This window comes from Leifsonia sp. PS1209 (assembly GCF_012317045.1).
Taxonomy (GTDB): domain Bacteria; phylum Actinomycetota; class Actinomycetes; order Actinomycetales; family Microbacteriaceae; genus Leifsonia.
The window spans coordinates 3,088,004-3,101,110 of sequence record NZ_CP051154.1 but is presented as its reverse complement, the minus strand read 5'-3'; the positions used below and the strand labels follow the sequence as shown (position 1 = coordinate 3,101,110).

At 69.9% G+C, this 13,107-nt stretch carries 13 protein-coding genes; 12 read left to right on the top strand and 1 reads right to left on the bottom strand.

Going from position 1 to position 13,107, the window contains the following annotated elements:
- Positions 1-5: 5 nt before the first annotated feature.
- The 8 genes from glmS (at position 6) to HF024_RS14690 (ending at position 6,947) form a co-directional block, all read left to right on the top strand.
- Positions 6-1,856: a glutamine--fructose-6-phosphate transaminase (isomerizing) gene (gene glmS / locus HF024_RS14725; RefSeq protein WP_085370241.1), complete on the top strand. Its 1,851-nt coding sequence runs from the start codon at positions 6-8 to the stop codon at positions 1,854-1,856.
- A 10-nt stretch (positions 1,857-1,866) separates the two neighbouring features.
- The gene (locus tag HF024_RS14720; protein ID WP_085370240.1) at positions 1,867-2,223 is read left to right on the top strand and encodes a holo-ACP synthase; all 357 of its coding nucleotides are present in this window, start codon (positions 1,867-1,869) and stop codon (positions 2,221-2,223) included.
- Complete coding sequence (gene alr / locus HF024_RS14715; RefSeq protein WP_247597132.1) at positions 2,220-3,383, top strand: alanine racemase; 1,164 nt, start codon at positions 2,220-2,222, stop codon at positions 3,381-3,383. Before HF024_RS14720 ends, alr begins: the two co-directional genes overlap by 4 nt.
- A gap of 50 nt (positions 3,384-3,433) precedes the next feature.
- Positions 3,434-3,922: a tRNA (adenosine(37)-N6)-threonylcarbamoyltransferase complex ATPase subunit type 1 TsaE gene (gene tsaE / locus HF024_RS14710; protein WP_168690926.1), complete on the top strand. Its 489-nt coding sequence runs from the start codon at positions 3,434-3,436 to the stop codon at positions 3,920-3,922.
- A gap of 9 nt (positions 3,923-3,931) precedes the next feature.
- Positions 3,932-4,552 carry a tRNA (adenosine(37)-N6)-threonylcarbamoyltransferase complex dimerization subunit type 1 TsaB gene (gene tsaB, locus HF024_RS14705; RefSeq protein ID WP_085370238.1) on the top strand — a complete coding sequence of 207 codons (621 nt, stop codon included), beginning with the start codon at positions 3,932-3,934 and terminating at the stop codon, positions 4,550-4,552.
- 47 nt (positions 4,553-4,599) lie between these two features.
- On the top strand, positions 4,600-5,034 hold the full coding sequence (gene rimI, locus HF024_RS14700; protein ID WP_085370254.1) for a ribosomal protein S18-alanine N-acetyltransferase: 435 nt from the start codon (positions 4,600-4,602) through the stop codon (positions 5,032-5,034).
- Positions 5,031-6,113 carry a tRNA (adenosine(37)-N6)-threonylcarbamoyltransferase complex transferase subunit TsaD gene (gene tsaD / locus HF024_RS14695; protein WP_168690038.1) on the top strand — a complete coding sequence of 361 codons (1,083 nt, stop codon included), beginning with the start codon at positions 5,031-5,033 and terminating at the stop codon, positions 6,111-6,113. Before rimI ends, tsaD begins: the two co-directional genes overlap by 4 nt.
- Positions 6,114-6,305: 192 nt before the next feature.
- A complete protein-coding gene (locus tag HF024_RS14690) occupies positions 6,306-6,947 on the top strand; it encodes a DUF4190 domain-containing protein (protein WP_168690037.1) in 642 nt (213 codons plus the stop codon).
- A 67-nt stretch (positions 6,948-7,014) separates the two neighbouring features.
- Here HF024_RS14690 and HF024_RS14685 read toward each other — a convergent pair whose 3' ends face one another.
- A complete protein-coding gene (locus HF024_RS14685; protein ID WP_168690036.1) occupies positions 7,015-8,205 on the bottom strand; it encodes a class I SAM-dependent methyltransferase in 1,191 nt (396 codons plus the stop codon).
- A 137-nt stretch (positions 8,206-8,342) separates the two neighbouring features.
- Here HF024_RS14685 and groES point away from each other — a divergent pair, with 137 nt between their 5' ends.
- The 4 genes from groES (at position 8,343) to HF024_RS14665 (ending at position 13,074) form a co-directional block, all read left to right on the top strand.
- Positions 8,343-8,639, top strand: coding sequence for a co-chaperone GroES (groES, locus tag HF024_RS14680; RefSeq protein WP_055894868.1), 297 nt, complete (start codon positions 8,343-8,345; stop codon positions 8,637-8,639).
- Between the two features lie 134 nt (positions 8,640-8,773).
- Positions 8,774-9,697 (top strand): EamA family transporter RarD, encoded by a 924-nt coding sequence (rarD, locus tag HF024_RS14675; RefSeq protein ID WP_168690925.1) that lies wholly within the window; start codon positions 8,774-8,776, stop codon positions 9,695-9,697.
- Between the two features lie 88 nt (positions 9,698-9,785).
- On the top strand, positions 9,786-11,288 hold the full coding sequence (guaB, locus tag HF024_RS14670) for an IMP dehydrogenase (protein WP_168690035.1): 1,503 nt from the start codon (positions 9,786-9,788) through the stop codon (positions 11,286-11,288).
- Between the two features lie 97 nt (positions 11,289-11,385).
- Positions 11,386-13,074, top strand: coding sequence for an ATP-binding cassette domain-containing protein (locus HF024_RS14665; protein WP_168690034.1), 1,689 nt, complete (start codon positions 11,386-11,388; stop codon positions 13,072-13,074).
- Positions 13,075-13,107 lie beyond the last annotated feature (33 nt).

Genomic DNA, 13,107 nt, shown 5'->3' with positions numbered 1-13,107 from the left:
GCAGCATGTGTGGAATCGTGGGGTACGTCGGTACCGACAAGAGTGTTGAGGTCCTGCTCGGCGGCCTGAAGCGTCTGGAGTACCGCGGGTACGACTCGGCGGGTATCGCCGTGATCGGCCCGGACGGTCAGTTGGGCACAGCGAAGAAGGCCGGCAAGCTGTCCGCGCTCGCCGACGAACTGGATGCGCACCCCATCCCGAACGGCGGAACGGGCATCGGCCACACCCGCTGGGCGACGCACGGCGGCCCGACCGACCGCAACGCGCACCCGCACCTCGGAGACGACGGCAAGCTCGCCGTCATCCACAACGGCATCATCGAGAACTTCGCCACGCTGCGCGACGAACTGCTCGCCGACGGCTTCACCTTCGAGTCGGAGACCGACACCGAGGTCGCCGCTGTGCTCCTCGGCCGCGAGTACCGCAGGACGGGTGACCTGAACGAGGCGTTCCAGCGCGTCGTCTCGCGCTTGGAGGGCGCGTTCACCCTGCTCGCCCTGCACAAGGACCAGCCGCACGTCGTGGTCGGCGCCCGCCGCAACTCGCCCCTCGTGATCGGTCTGGGCGACGGAGAGAACTTCCTCGGCTCCGACGTCGCCGCCTTCGTCGAGCACACCCGCAACGCGCTGGCCATCGGCCAGGACCAGATCGTGACCATCACCCCGGATGCGGTCACCGTCACCGACTTCTCCGGCGCTCCGGTCGAGGTCGAGCCGTTCGAGATCGCCTGGGACGCCTCCGCCGCAGAGAAGGGCGGCTGGTCGTCGTTCATGGCGAAGGAGATCGCCGAGGAGCCGGACGCCGTCGCCAACACCCTGCGCGGCCGTCTGGTCGACGGAACGGTGCACATCCCGGAGCTGGACGTGCTCGGCGACGACAAGCTCGCCACCATCGACCGCATCACGATCATCGCCTGCGGGACGGCGGCCTACGCCGGTCTGGTGGGCAGCTACGCCATCGAGAAGTGGGCGCGCGTCCCCGTCACGGTCGAGCTGAGCCACGAGTTCCGCTACCGCGAGCCGGTCATCACCGACGGAACGCTGGTCATCTCGATCAGCCAGTCCGGCGAGACCATGGACACGCTGATGGCCGTCAAGTACGCCCGCGAGGCCGGCGCGACCGCCATCTCGGTCTGCAACACGCAGGGTGCGACCATCCCGCGCGAGTCGGACGCCGCGCTCTACACGCACGCCGGCCCAGAGGTCGCCGTCGCGTCGACCAAGGCGTTCGTCGCCCAGATCACGGCGCTCTACCTGTTCGGCCTGCACCTGGCCCGCGTGCGCGGCACACTGTCCGAGGCCCAGCAGCACGACGCCATCGACGAGCTGCAGGCCGTTCCGGAGAAGATCGCCTCCGTGCTCGAGTCGCACGACACCATCGCCCAGCTGGCCAGGTGGATGTCCGACACCCGCTCGGTGCTCTTCCTCGGCCGTCACGTCGGATACCCGATCGCCCTCGAGGGTGCGCTCAAGCTCAAGGAGCTCGCGTACATCCACGCGGAGGGCTTCGCGGCCGGCGAGCTGAAGCACGGCCCGATCGCGCTCATCGAGCCCGGTCAGCCGGTGTTCGTCGTCGTCCCCAGCCCGCGCTGGTCGGACGAGATGCACAAGAAGGTCGTCTCGAACATCCAGGAGATCCGCGCCCGCGGCGCCCGCGTCATCGCGATCGCCGAAGCAGGCGACGCCGCCGTCCTCCCGTTCGCCGACGAGGTCATCCGCATCCCGCTGGCCGCACCGCTGTTCGAGCCGCTGCTGGCCGTCGTCCCGCTGCAGATCTTCGCCATGGAGCTGTCGGCTGCGAAGGGACTCGACGTCGACCAGCCGCGCAACCTGGCCAAGTCCGTCACCGTCGAGTAGCCGGACAGCCGTGATCGCCGGGATCGGGGTCGACGTCGTCGACCTGGAACGCTTCGCCCGCTCGCTGGAGAGGACGCCGCGCCTGCGCGAACGGCTCTTCACCGAGGCGGAGCGTGGACTTCCCGTGCACTCGCTCGCCGCGCGCTTCGCGGCCAAGGAGGCGCTCATCAAGGCACTCGGCGGCTCGGAGGGCGTGCGCTGGCACGACATGGAGATCGTGTCGGACGACGACCGCAATCCGGGGTTCGTGCTGCACAACGTCGTCGAGCGGGATGTGCGTGACCGGGGGATCGCGCACATCCACGTGACGATGTCGCACGACGCAGGCGTTGCAACGGCGTTCGTCGTGACGGAGAGGGAGAAGTGACCATCGGGCATCCTGCCGGAGAACGGGCGGACTTCCGCGAGGCGGTGATCGACCTGGGCGCGCTCGCCGCCAACGTCGCCCACCTGCGCGAGGTGGTCGGCACGGAGCACGTGATGGCGGTGGTCAAGGCGAACGCGTACGGTCACGGCGCCGTCGAGTGCGCGCGTGCCGCGCTCGCCGGGGGAGCGGACTGGCTCGGTGTCGCCGACCTGACGGAGGCGCTGCAGCTGCGGGATGCGGGCATCGACGCTCCGCTGCTGGCCTGGCTGCACGATCCGGAGGTGGACTTCGCGCCGGCCATCGCGGCCGGGGTCGACATCGGCGTCTCGTCGGTGGAGCAGCTGGAGGCGGTCGCCGCAGCCCGCAGGTCCCTCGTGCAACGCGGTGAGCTGCACGGCCAGGCGTTCGTGCAGCTGAAGCTCGAGACGGGGCTCAGCCGCAACGGGATCTCCGAACCGCAGTGGGATGCCGCGTTCGCCAGGGCACGCGCGCTGGAGCAGGCGGGCGACATCGTCGTGCGCGGCATCTTCAGCCACGTCTCGAACGCGTCCCCCGACGACGACCGAGCCGCTGTCGCCGTGTACAGCAGGGGCCTCGACCGGGCGGCGGCCGCCGGGCTCACGCCCGAGCTGCGGCACCTCGCCGCGTCCGCCGCGGCCCTGACCATCCCGGATGCCCGGTTCAACCTGGTGCGTCTCGGCGTCACCATCTACGGTCTGTCGCCGCTCGCCGGCCGGTCGAGCGCCGACCTCGGGCTGCGTCCGGTGATGACGCTGTGCGGGAGCGTCGCCGCCGTGCGCCGCGTGCCGTCCGGCACCGGCGTCTCATACGACTACACGTACCGCACCTCCGGCGACACCTCGCTGGCGCTCGTCCCGCTCGGCTATGCGGAGGGCGTCCCCCGGCACGCGTCCAACCGGGCGCCCGTGTCGATCGGCGGGGCGACGTTCCGCGTCTCCGGCCGGATCGCGATGGACCAGTTCGTCGTCGACATCGACGACCACCCTGTGCAGGTCGGCGACCGGGTCGTGCTGTTCGGCGACCCCGCCACCGGCGTCCCCTCGGCCGACGACTGGGCGGAGGCGGCAGGCACCATCAACTACGAGATCGTGACGCGCATCGGCGCCAGGGTGCGCCGCCGCTACGTGGGGATGCCGTGACCGGTTACCTCTGGCCTCCTGCGACGCGCGTGGTGCCCACGGCGGCGGAGATGCACACGTTCGGCGTCGAGCTCTCCGCGATCCTGCGCGCCGGCGACCTGGTCGTGCTGAGCGGTCCGCTCGGCGCAGGCAAGACCACGATGACCCGCGGGATCGGCGACGGGCTGCAGGTGCGCGGGCCGGTGACGAGCCCGACGTTCGTGCTGGCGAGGACGCATCCCAGTGTCGTCGGAGGCCCGCCCCTCGTGCACGTGGATGCGTACCGGCTCGGCAGCGCGCTGGAGCTCGACGACCTCGACATCGACTTCGCCCGCTCCGTCGTGGTGGTCGAGTGGGGCAGCGGGATGCTCGACGGGGTCGCGGAGTCGTGGCTCGAGGTGGAGATCGCGCGGCCGACGGGCGCTGCGGCGGCCGACGGGGATGATGGCGACGTGGAGGACGGCGAGGACGCCGAGCTCGACGCCGACGAGCCGCGCACCGTGACGGTGACCGGCTTCGGTCCGCGCTGGGCCGCGGCTGCCGCGCCGGAACCCGTTTAGGCTTGATCCATGCTTCTCGCCATCGACACCTCCGCCGGAACGAGTGTCGCCGTGGTCGACCGTGACCGCTGGATCATCGCCGAGCGCACCGAGGCGGACACGATGCGTCACGCCGAGGTCATCGGGGAGCTGATCGAGGCGGTCCTCGCGGAGTCCGGAGTGCCCGTGAGCGCACTGTCCGGCGTCGTCGCCGGGATGGGACCAGGGCCGTTCACCGGTCTGCGGGTCGGCATCGCCGCGGCGAAGGCGTTCGCGTTCGGAGCGGGCAAGCCCCTGGTCCCGGTGGTCAGCCACGACGCCGTCGCGTTCGAGCGCTCCCGCGCGGGCGCGACGGGCGACCTGCTGGTGGTCACCGACGCCCGGCGCAGGGAGCTCTACTGGTCGGCGTACTCCGGCACGGACGAGCACGGTCTCCCGATCCGGCTCGACGGGCCGGGGCTCACCAAGCCGGACGACCTGCCGCACGCGGGGATGGAGAGGTTCGACGCCTCCACGGTCTCCGCGGGAGCGCTCGGGATGATCGCCGAGCTGCGATTCGCGAACGGGCTGCCGTTCGACGCCGACGAGCCGCTTTACCTCCGCTCTCCGGACGTGACGCTCTCGAACGGTCCGAAGCGGGTGAGCGCGTGACCGCCTGGCAGCTCCGGCGTGCCACAGACGACGACGTGGATGCGATCATGCAGCTGGAGCGCGCGACGTTCGTCTCCGACGCCTGGTCGGAGCACTCGATGCGCTCGGAGGTGGCGAGCGCGAACGGGTACTACCTGGTGGCGTTCGAGCCGGAGCATCCGGAGCGCATCGACGGCTACGCGGGACTGCTAGCACCGCAGGGGGCCGGCGAGGGGGACATCCAGACCATCGCCGTCGCACCGCACGCGCGGCGCCGCGGGCTCGGCAGGGTGCTGATGCTCTCGCTGATCGGTGAGGCGAGGAAGCGTGGAGCACGCGAGGTGTTCCTCGAGGTGCGGGCGGACAACCCCGGAGCGCAGAGCCTGTACCGCGAGCTCGGTTTCGAGGAGATCGGCGTGCGGCCCCGCTACTACCAGCCGGACGGCGTCGACGCGATCGTCATGCGTCTCGCCGTCCCGACCCCGGAGACGACCACAGCATGACCACGAGCATGAACACGCGCGACCCGCTCGTTCTCGGCATCGAGACCTCCTGCGACGAGACCGGCATCGGCATCGTGCGCGGCACCAGGCTGCTCGCCAACACCATCGCGTCGTCGATGGACGAGCACGCCCGCTACGGTGGCGTCGTGCCCGAGGTCGCCGCGCGCGCCCACCTCGAAGCGCTCACCCCCACGCTCCGCGCGGCGGTCGCCGACGCGGGCATCGAGCTGGCGGACATCGACGCCGTCGCTGTCACCAGCGGGCCGGGCCTCTCCGGCGCGCTCATGGTCGGCGTCGGGGCGGCGAAGGCGCTCGCGCTGTCGCTCGGCAAGCCGGTGTACGCCGTGAACCACCTGGTCGGCCACGTCGGGGCCGACCTGCTCGACGCCCACGGGGGCCAGGGCCACCCCGTCGAGCTGCCGACCATCGCGCTGCTCGTCTCCGGCGGCCACACCTCGCTGCTCCTGGTGCGCGACCTCGTCTCCGATGTCGAGCTGCTCGGCGAGACCATCGACGACGCGGCCGGCGAGGCGTTCGACAAGGTGGCACGAGTGCTCGGCCTGCCGTATCCGGGCGGCCCGCAGATCGACAGGGTCGCCGTCGACGGCGACCCGAAGGCGATCCGGTTCCCGCGCGGCCTCACCAAGCCGAAAGACCTGGAGCACCACCGCTACGACTTCTCGTTCTCCGGCCTCAAGACGGCGGTCGCCCGCTGGGTCGAGCAGAAGCAGGACGCCGGAGAGCCGGTTCCCGTCGCCGATGTCGCTGCGTCGTTCCGCGAGGCCGTCGTGGATGTGCTGATCACGAAGGCGCTCGACGCCTGCGCCGACCACGGCGTGCCGCGGCTGCTGCTCGGCGGAGGGGTCGTCGCGAACGCGCGGGTGCGTCAGGTGGCGCAGGAACGCGCGACGGCAGCCGGGGTCGCCCTGCGCATCCCGGACTTGTCGCTGTGCACGGACAACGGCGCAATGATCGCGGCGCTCGGCGCGCAGCTGATCATGGCGGGCCACGAGCCGAGCACCCTCGGATTCTCGGCGGACTCGACACTGCCGGTGACGGAGATCCAGGTCGCGGGCTGACGGTCGCGCCGCGGTACGGCGCGACGTGGTACCCGGGTGCCCAATCCTGTGCGAGCGCTCACGGTCGGGCATCCCGGTGGCTATGGTGGTGTGCAGGGGGAACCGACTGCAACGTCGTTGACACCCCTGTGCCCGCGCTGCCAGCATTGGCTGCGTTACAGCGATTTCTCAGGATTGAAGGAGAAGGGTCTCATGACCGATCCGAACGTGCCGGCGGAGCCGGTGGACCCCAACGCGCAGAACGGTGAAGCACCGTCCGGCGACGCACAGACCGGCGCCGTCCCGCCTGTTCCGCCCGAGGCCGCCCCCGCTGCGCCCGTGCCTCCCGCGCCGCCTGCGCCGCCCGTGCCCCCGGCCGGATACGGTCAGCAGCCGCCGGCGCCCGGCCAGCCGTACGGCCAGCAGCAGGCATACGGCCAGCAGCCCCAGCAGCCGTACGGTCAGCAGCAGCAGTACGGCCAGCAGCCGTATGGACAGCAGCAGCCGTACGGGCAGCAGCAGGCGTACGGCCAGCCGGCATACGGCCAGCCCGCCCCCGGATACGCGCAGCCGTACGCTGCGCCCGCCAAGTCGCCGACGCTGAGCATCCTGTCGATGGTCGGCGGCATCATCGGTGTCGTCCTCGGCTGGGTGTACGGCATCGGTTTCCCGTTCGGCGTCGCCGCGATCATCCTCGGCTTCATCGGCAAGAGGAAGGAGCCGGCGGCCAAGGGCTTCTGGCTCACCGGCATCATCACCGGTTTCGTCAGCGTGCTCTTCTCGCTGATCATCTGGATCATCATCATCATCGCGGTGATCGCGTTCAGCGCCTCGTACAACAACTACGGGTACTGATCGTCAGAGACTCCGGCGGCCGGGATGCGCGAAAGCGTGCCCCGGCCGTCGTCGTCTCCGCCGGTGGTCAGTGAATGCGTTCCACCAGCAGGGCCGTGTGCTTGCCCGCCACCCGCGTGAGCAGCAGTGTCGCCGACGCCTGACCGCTCAGGGACAGGCGCTTGCGCAGGGTGGCCGGGTCCACATCCACCCCGCGCTTCTTGATCTCCAGGGTGCCGATCCCGCGCTCCCGGAGCGCACGCTTCAGGTCGCGCTCGTTGAACGGGAGGGTGTCGACCACCCGGAAGCCGGTGGCGAACGGCGTCTCGGTCCTGGTGTCGGACGTGATGTATGCGATGCCGTCTGCGAGCATGCTGCCGTCGATGCTCCGGGCGAGGTCGCCGATCAGGCGGGCCCGGATGACGGAGCCGTCCGGTTCGTAGAGGTATTCGCCGAGCGCGCCGGTCTCTGCGTCGTCGCTGTCGGAGGCCGCCGTCAACTCGTCGGCAGCGTCCCCGCGGATGACGAGCGCTGCGCGGCCGACGCCGGGGCGCGCGAGCACGCCGAACCACAGGCCCATCTCGACCACCTGGCCGTCGACGGAGACCCACTGCGCCTCCGCCGTCGACGGGATGAGGTCGCGGTCGAGGCCGGGGCCGAGCTTCACGCCGAGCGACCGGCCCGTCGCGAGCTCGAAGGCGAAGCCGAGGGACGGCGAGTACTCGTCCGGATCGGTGAGGCGAGAGGTCTGGCCGTGCCCCGCCGTGCGCCGGGCGGGGTCGAGGAAGACGCCGTCGAACGAGCGCAGGTCCACGTCCTCCGCCCTCCTGTGCTCCACGGTGGTGCCGGGGAACGGGGCGAGGTTGTAGCTGGCGATGGCCGCGGTGACTTCGTCGGCGTCGACGGCGAGCACGTCGATGTCGAGCGCGGAGATCGCGAGTGCGTCACCGCCGATGCCGCAGCCGAGGTCGGCCACGCGCTCGAGGCCGGCGGCCTGGAAGCGGCCGGCGTGGCGTGCGGCGACCGGCAGCCGCGTCGCCTGTTCCAGCCCGGCCTCGGTGAACAGCATCCTGTCGGCGAACGGGCCGAACTTCGCTTTCGCCTTCGACCGCAGTTTCGTCTGGGTGAGGACGGCGGCGACGAGCCCGGGGGAGTGCCCGGCTTTGCGCAGGTCGCTGACCATCCGGAGCACATCCCGCTCGGAGTGGTACGGCGGCAGGGAATCGAGCAGCCGCAGCCCCTCGGTGGAGAGCAGCTCGACGAGTTCCGACCGATCCATGCCCCTCACGCTACCCTCTTGGCACTCACGTTGCGTGACTGCTAACGCACCCCCTAAACTCCTATTAGCACTCTCACTATGAGTTTGCTAACTCACGTCTTTGTTCACGCCTGTGTTTGTAGGAAAGAGGGTCAAACGTGTCGGTCTCCATCAAGCCGCTCGAGGATCGCATCGTCATCAAGCAGGTCGAGGCTGAGCAGACCACTGCATCTGGTCTGGTCATTCCTGACACTGCCAAGGAGAAGCCGCAGGAGGGTGAAGTCGTCGCCGTCGGCCCCGGCCGCATCGACGACAACGGCAACCGCGTTCCGCTCGACGTCGCCGTCGGCGACAAGGTCATCTACTCCAAGTACGGGGGAACCGAGGTCAAGTTCGGTGGCGAGGACTACCTCGTCCTCTCCGCTCGCGACGTTCTGGCCGTCGTCGTCCGCTGACGACCGGCTGTTCGAGGGCCCGGATGCGCACGCGCATCCGGGCCCTTTCGCGTCCCGGCGTCGGCTGCCCCGCGTAGGATCGCTCCGTGTCCCAGAGCGAAACCACCCCCGACCAGACCGTCACGGAGAAGCCGCTGTCCGAGCACCGCCGGTCCGGACTCGTCTACGCCATCTCCGCGTACGTGCTCTGGGGCATACTGCCGATCTACTTCCTGTCGCTGGTGCCGGCGAGCGCGTGGGAGATCGTGGCGTGGCGGGTGCTGTTCTCTCTCGTGTTCTGCGCCATCCTGCTCACCGTCACGCGCAGCTGGCGAGTGTTCGGCCGCCTGCTGCTGAACAAGCGCGTCGTGTTCACGATGGGCGTCGCCGGCGCCCTCATCTACGTGAACTGGCAGACCTACGTGCTCGCGACGGTCAGCGGGCACGTCGTGGAGGCGGCGCTCGGCTACTTCATCAACCCGATCGTCACCGTGTTCCTCGGTGTTCTCGTGCAGCGCGAGAAGCTGCGGATCGCGCAGTGGGTGGCGGTCGGCGTGAGCATCGTCGCCGTTGTCGTGCTGGCGATCGGCTACGGCTCGATGCCGTGGATCGCCCTCATCCTGGCGTTCTCGTTCGGGCTGTACGGCCTGATCAAGAAGCGCGTCGGCGGGGCGGTGGATGCGGTCTCCGGGTTGACCCTGGAGACCATGTGGCTGATGCCGGTCGCCATCGTTCAGCTGGTCGTGGTGGGCGCGACGGTCGGCATCACCATCGGCACCGTGAGCGTCTGGCACACGGTCGCGATGGCGGGCGCGGGCGTGATCACGGCCGTCCCTCTGCTGTTCTTCGCCGCCGCGTCACGGAGGCTGCCGCTGGTCTACATGGGGTTCATCCAGTACTTCGCGCCGTTCATCCAGTTCCTGGTGGGCGTGGTGGTGCTGCACGAGGCCATGCCGCCCGAACGCTGGTTCGGGTTCGCCATCGTCTGGCTGGCGCTGCTCATCCTGTGCGTCGACATGATCGTCGCCAGCCGCTCCGGGCGGAAAGGCGCGGAACTCGACGTCGCGACCGTGGAATAAAACACCAGGGTTCTGCCGTTACGATTGATTATCCGCAGGCGCTGGTGGCGGCGGACTTCTTCCAACTCCGCAACGACTAAGGGGTGAAATGGATCAGTCGGATCCGTTCGGTTTCATCGGTTTGACCTACGACGACGTGATGCTGCTTCCCGGCTACACGGACGTCATCCCGAGCGAGGTCGACACCTCCTCGCGGCTCACCAAGCGCATCTCGGTCTCTGCCCCGCTCCTGTCGAGCGCGATGGACACCGTCACCGAGTCCCGCATGGCCGTCGCCATGGCGCGCCAGGGCGGCATCGGCATCCTGCACCGCAACCTCTCGATCGAAGACCAGGCGGCACACGTCGACAAGGTCAAGCGGTCGGAGTCCGGCATGATCACCAACCCGGTCACCACCACTCCTGACGCCACTGTCGAAGAAGTGGATGCGCTCTGCGGCCAGTTCCGCGTGAGCGGCCTCCCCGTGGTCGAGGCGGACGGCAAGCTCGTCGGCATCATCACCAACCGCGACATGCGTTTCGTGTCGCCGTTCGAGCGCACCAGCACGTACGTGCGCGACGTGATGACCCGCATGCCGCTGATCACCGCGCCGGTCGGCATCGACCCGGACTCCGCCGTCGCCATCTTCGCCGAGCACAAGATCGAGAAGCTCCCGCTGGTCGACGCCGACGGTCGCCTACGCGGTCTCATCACCGTCAAGGACTTCGACAAGAGCGAGAAGTACCCGAACGCCACCAAGGACGACGAGGGCCGCCTGCGCGTCGGCGCGGCCATCGGCTTCTTCGGCGACGGCTGGGAGCGCGCGATGACCCTCATCGACGCCGGAGTCGACGTGATCGTCGTCGACACGGCGAACGGCGAGAGCCGCGGTGTCCTCGACATCATCAGCAGGCTCAAGCACGAGCCGCGCGCCGCCCACGTCGACGTGATCGGCGGCCAGGCGGCCACCCGCTCCGGTGCCCAGGCACTGATCGACGCCGGCGCGGACGCCATCAAGGTCGGCGTCGGGCCAGGCTCCATCTGCACCACCCGCGTCGTCGCCGGCGTCGGCGTTCCGCAGGTGACCGCCGTCTACGAGTCCTCCCTCGCCGCGCGTCCGGCCGGTGTGCCGCTGATCGCCGACGGCGGCCTGCAGTACTCGGGAGACATCGCGAAGGCGCTCGTCGCCGGAGCGGACACCGTCATGCTCGGCTCGCTGCTCGCCGGAACCGCCGAGTCGCCCGGCGACCTGGTCTTCGTCAACGGCAAGCAGTTCAAGAACTATCGCGGCATGGGCTCGCTCGGCGCGATGCAGACCCGCGGCAAGAAGACCTCGTACTCCCGCGACCGCTACTTCCAGGCGGACGTCCCGAGCGACGAGCAGCTCATCGCCGAGGGCATCGAGGGTCAGGTCCCGTACCGCGGCCCGCTGTCCGCCGTGGCGTACCAGCTGCTCGGCGGCCTGCGTCAGTCGATGTTCTACGTCGGTGCCCGCACCATCCCCGAGCTCAAGGAGCGCGGCAAGTTCGTGCGCATCACGCCGGCCGGGCTCAAGGAGTCGCACCCGCACGACATCCAGATGGTCGTCGAGTCGCCGAACTACACGCGCTGACGCCACCTGCTCCACCGAAACCGCCGTCCACTCCCCGTGGGCGGCGGTTTCGTCTATTCTGGAAGGCTTTGTCCGCATCCAGTTCAGGAGTCCCGTCATGGGCCACATCGACGTCTCAGGCGTCTCGTACACCCTCGCCGACGGCCGGCCGCTGCTCGACGACGTCTCGTTCCGAGTGGGTGACGGACGCGTCTCGGCGCTGATCGGCGCGAACGGCGCGGGGAAATCGACGCTGCTGCGGATCATCCGGGGCGAGCTGCGACCGGATTCCGGTTCGGTGGTCATCGACGGCGGTCTCGGGGTGATGGACCAGTTCGTCGGCCACGTGCGCGATGACCGGACGGTGCACGACCTCCTCGTGCAGGTGGCCCCTCCCGCTGTGCGCGCGGCGGCCGAGCGGCTGATCGCCGCGGAGGACGCGATCATCGAGCGCGACGAGACGGACACCCAGCTGCGCTACGCCACGGCCATCGCCGAGTACGCGGATGCGGGCGGATACGACCAGGAAGTGCTCTGGGACAACTGCACGGTCGCGGCGCTCGGCATCCCGTTCGAGCGCGCCAGGCTGCGGCCGGTGCGCAGTCTGTCCGGCGGGGAGCAGAAGCGCGTCGTGCTGGAGGCGCTGCTGCGCGGTCCGGAGCAGGTGCTGCTGCTCGACGAGCCGGACAACTACCTGGATGTGCCAGGCAAGCGCTGGCTGGAGGAGCAGCTGCGCGCCACGCGCAAGACGGTGCTGCTCGTCTCGCACGACAGGGAGTTGCTCGCGAGCGCCGCCGATCGAATCGTCACCCTGGAGCTCGGCGCGGCAGGCAACACCACCTGGACGCACGGCGGCGGTTTCGGCGGCTACCACGCGGCCCGCGAGGAGCGCATGGAGCGCCTGGACGAGTTGCGCAGGCGCTGGGACGAGGAGCACGCGAAGCTCAAGGCGCTCGTGCTGCGCTTCAAGGAGAAAGCGAAGTACAACAGCGATCTCGCCTCCGCGTACCAGGCTGCTCAGACCAGGCTCGCGAAGTTCCTCGCAGCCGGTCCGCCGGAGGCGAGGCCGCGCGAGCAGAACGTGCGGATGCGGCTGACCGGCGCTCGCACGGGACGCCGCGTCGTCGAATGCCACGGCCTGGAACTGACCGGGCTGATGCGCCGGTTCGACGCGGAGGTCTGGTTCGGCGAGCGCATCGCCGTGCTCGGCTCCAACGGCTCCGGCAAGTCGCACTTCCTGCGGCTGCTGGCCGCGGGAGGGACCGATCCCGATCCGGCGGCCGGTCACCTGGCGTCTGCGGAGGTCGCGGGGACTCCGGTGCCGCACACCGGCGTCGTGAAGCTCGGGGCGCGCGTTGCACCCGGGTTGTTCGCGCAGGCCCACGAGCATCCGGAGCTGGTCGGCAGGACGCTGCTCGACATCCTGCACCGCGGCGACGACCGCAGGGACGGGATGCCGAGGGAGGCGGCCAGCAGGGTGCTGGACCGCTATGGCCTCGCCGTCGCGGCCGAGCAGAACTTCGAGTCGCTGTCCGGTGGGCAGCAGGCGCGGCTGCAGATCCTGCTGCTCGAACTGTCCGGGGCGACGCTGCTGCTCCTCGACGAGCCGACGGACAACCTCGACCTGGTGTCGGCGGAGGCTCTCGAAGACGGACTGGCCGGTTTCGAGGGAACGGTGCTCGCGGTGACCCACGACCGCTGGTTCGCGCGCGGGTTCGACCGGTTCCTCGTCTTCGGCGCGGACGGCGAGGTGTACGAGACGGGCGAGCCGGTGTGGGACGAAGGGCGGGTGGCGAGGGCGCGCTGACGGGTCAGCGCATCCGGGGTCAGCGCACCCCGG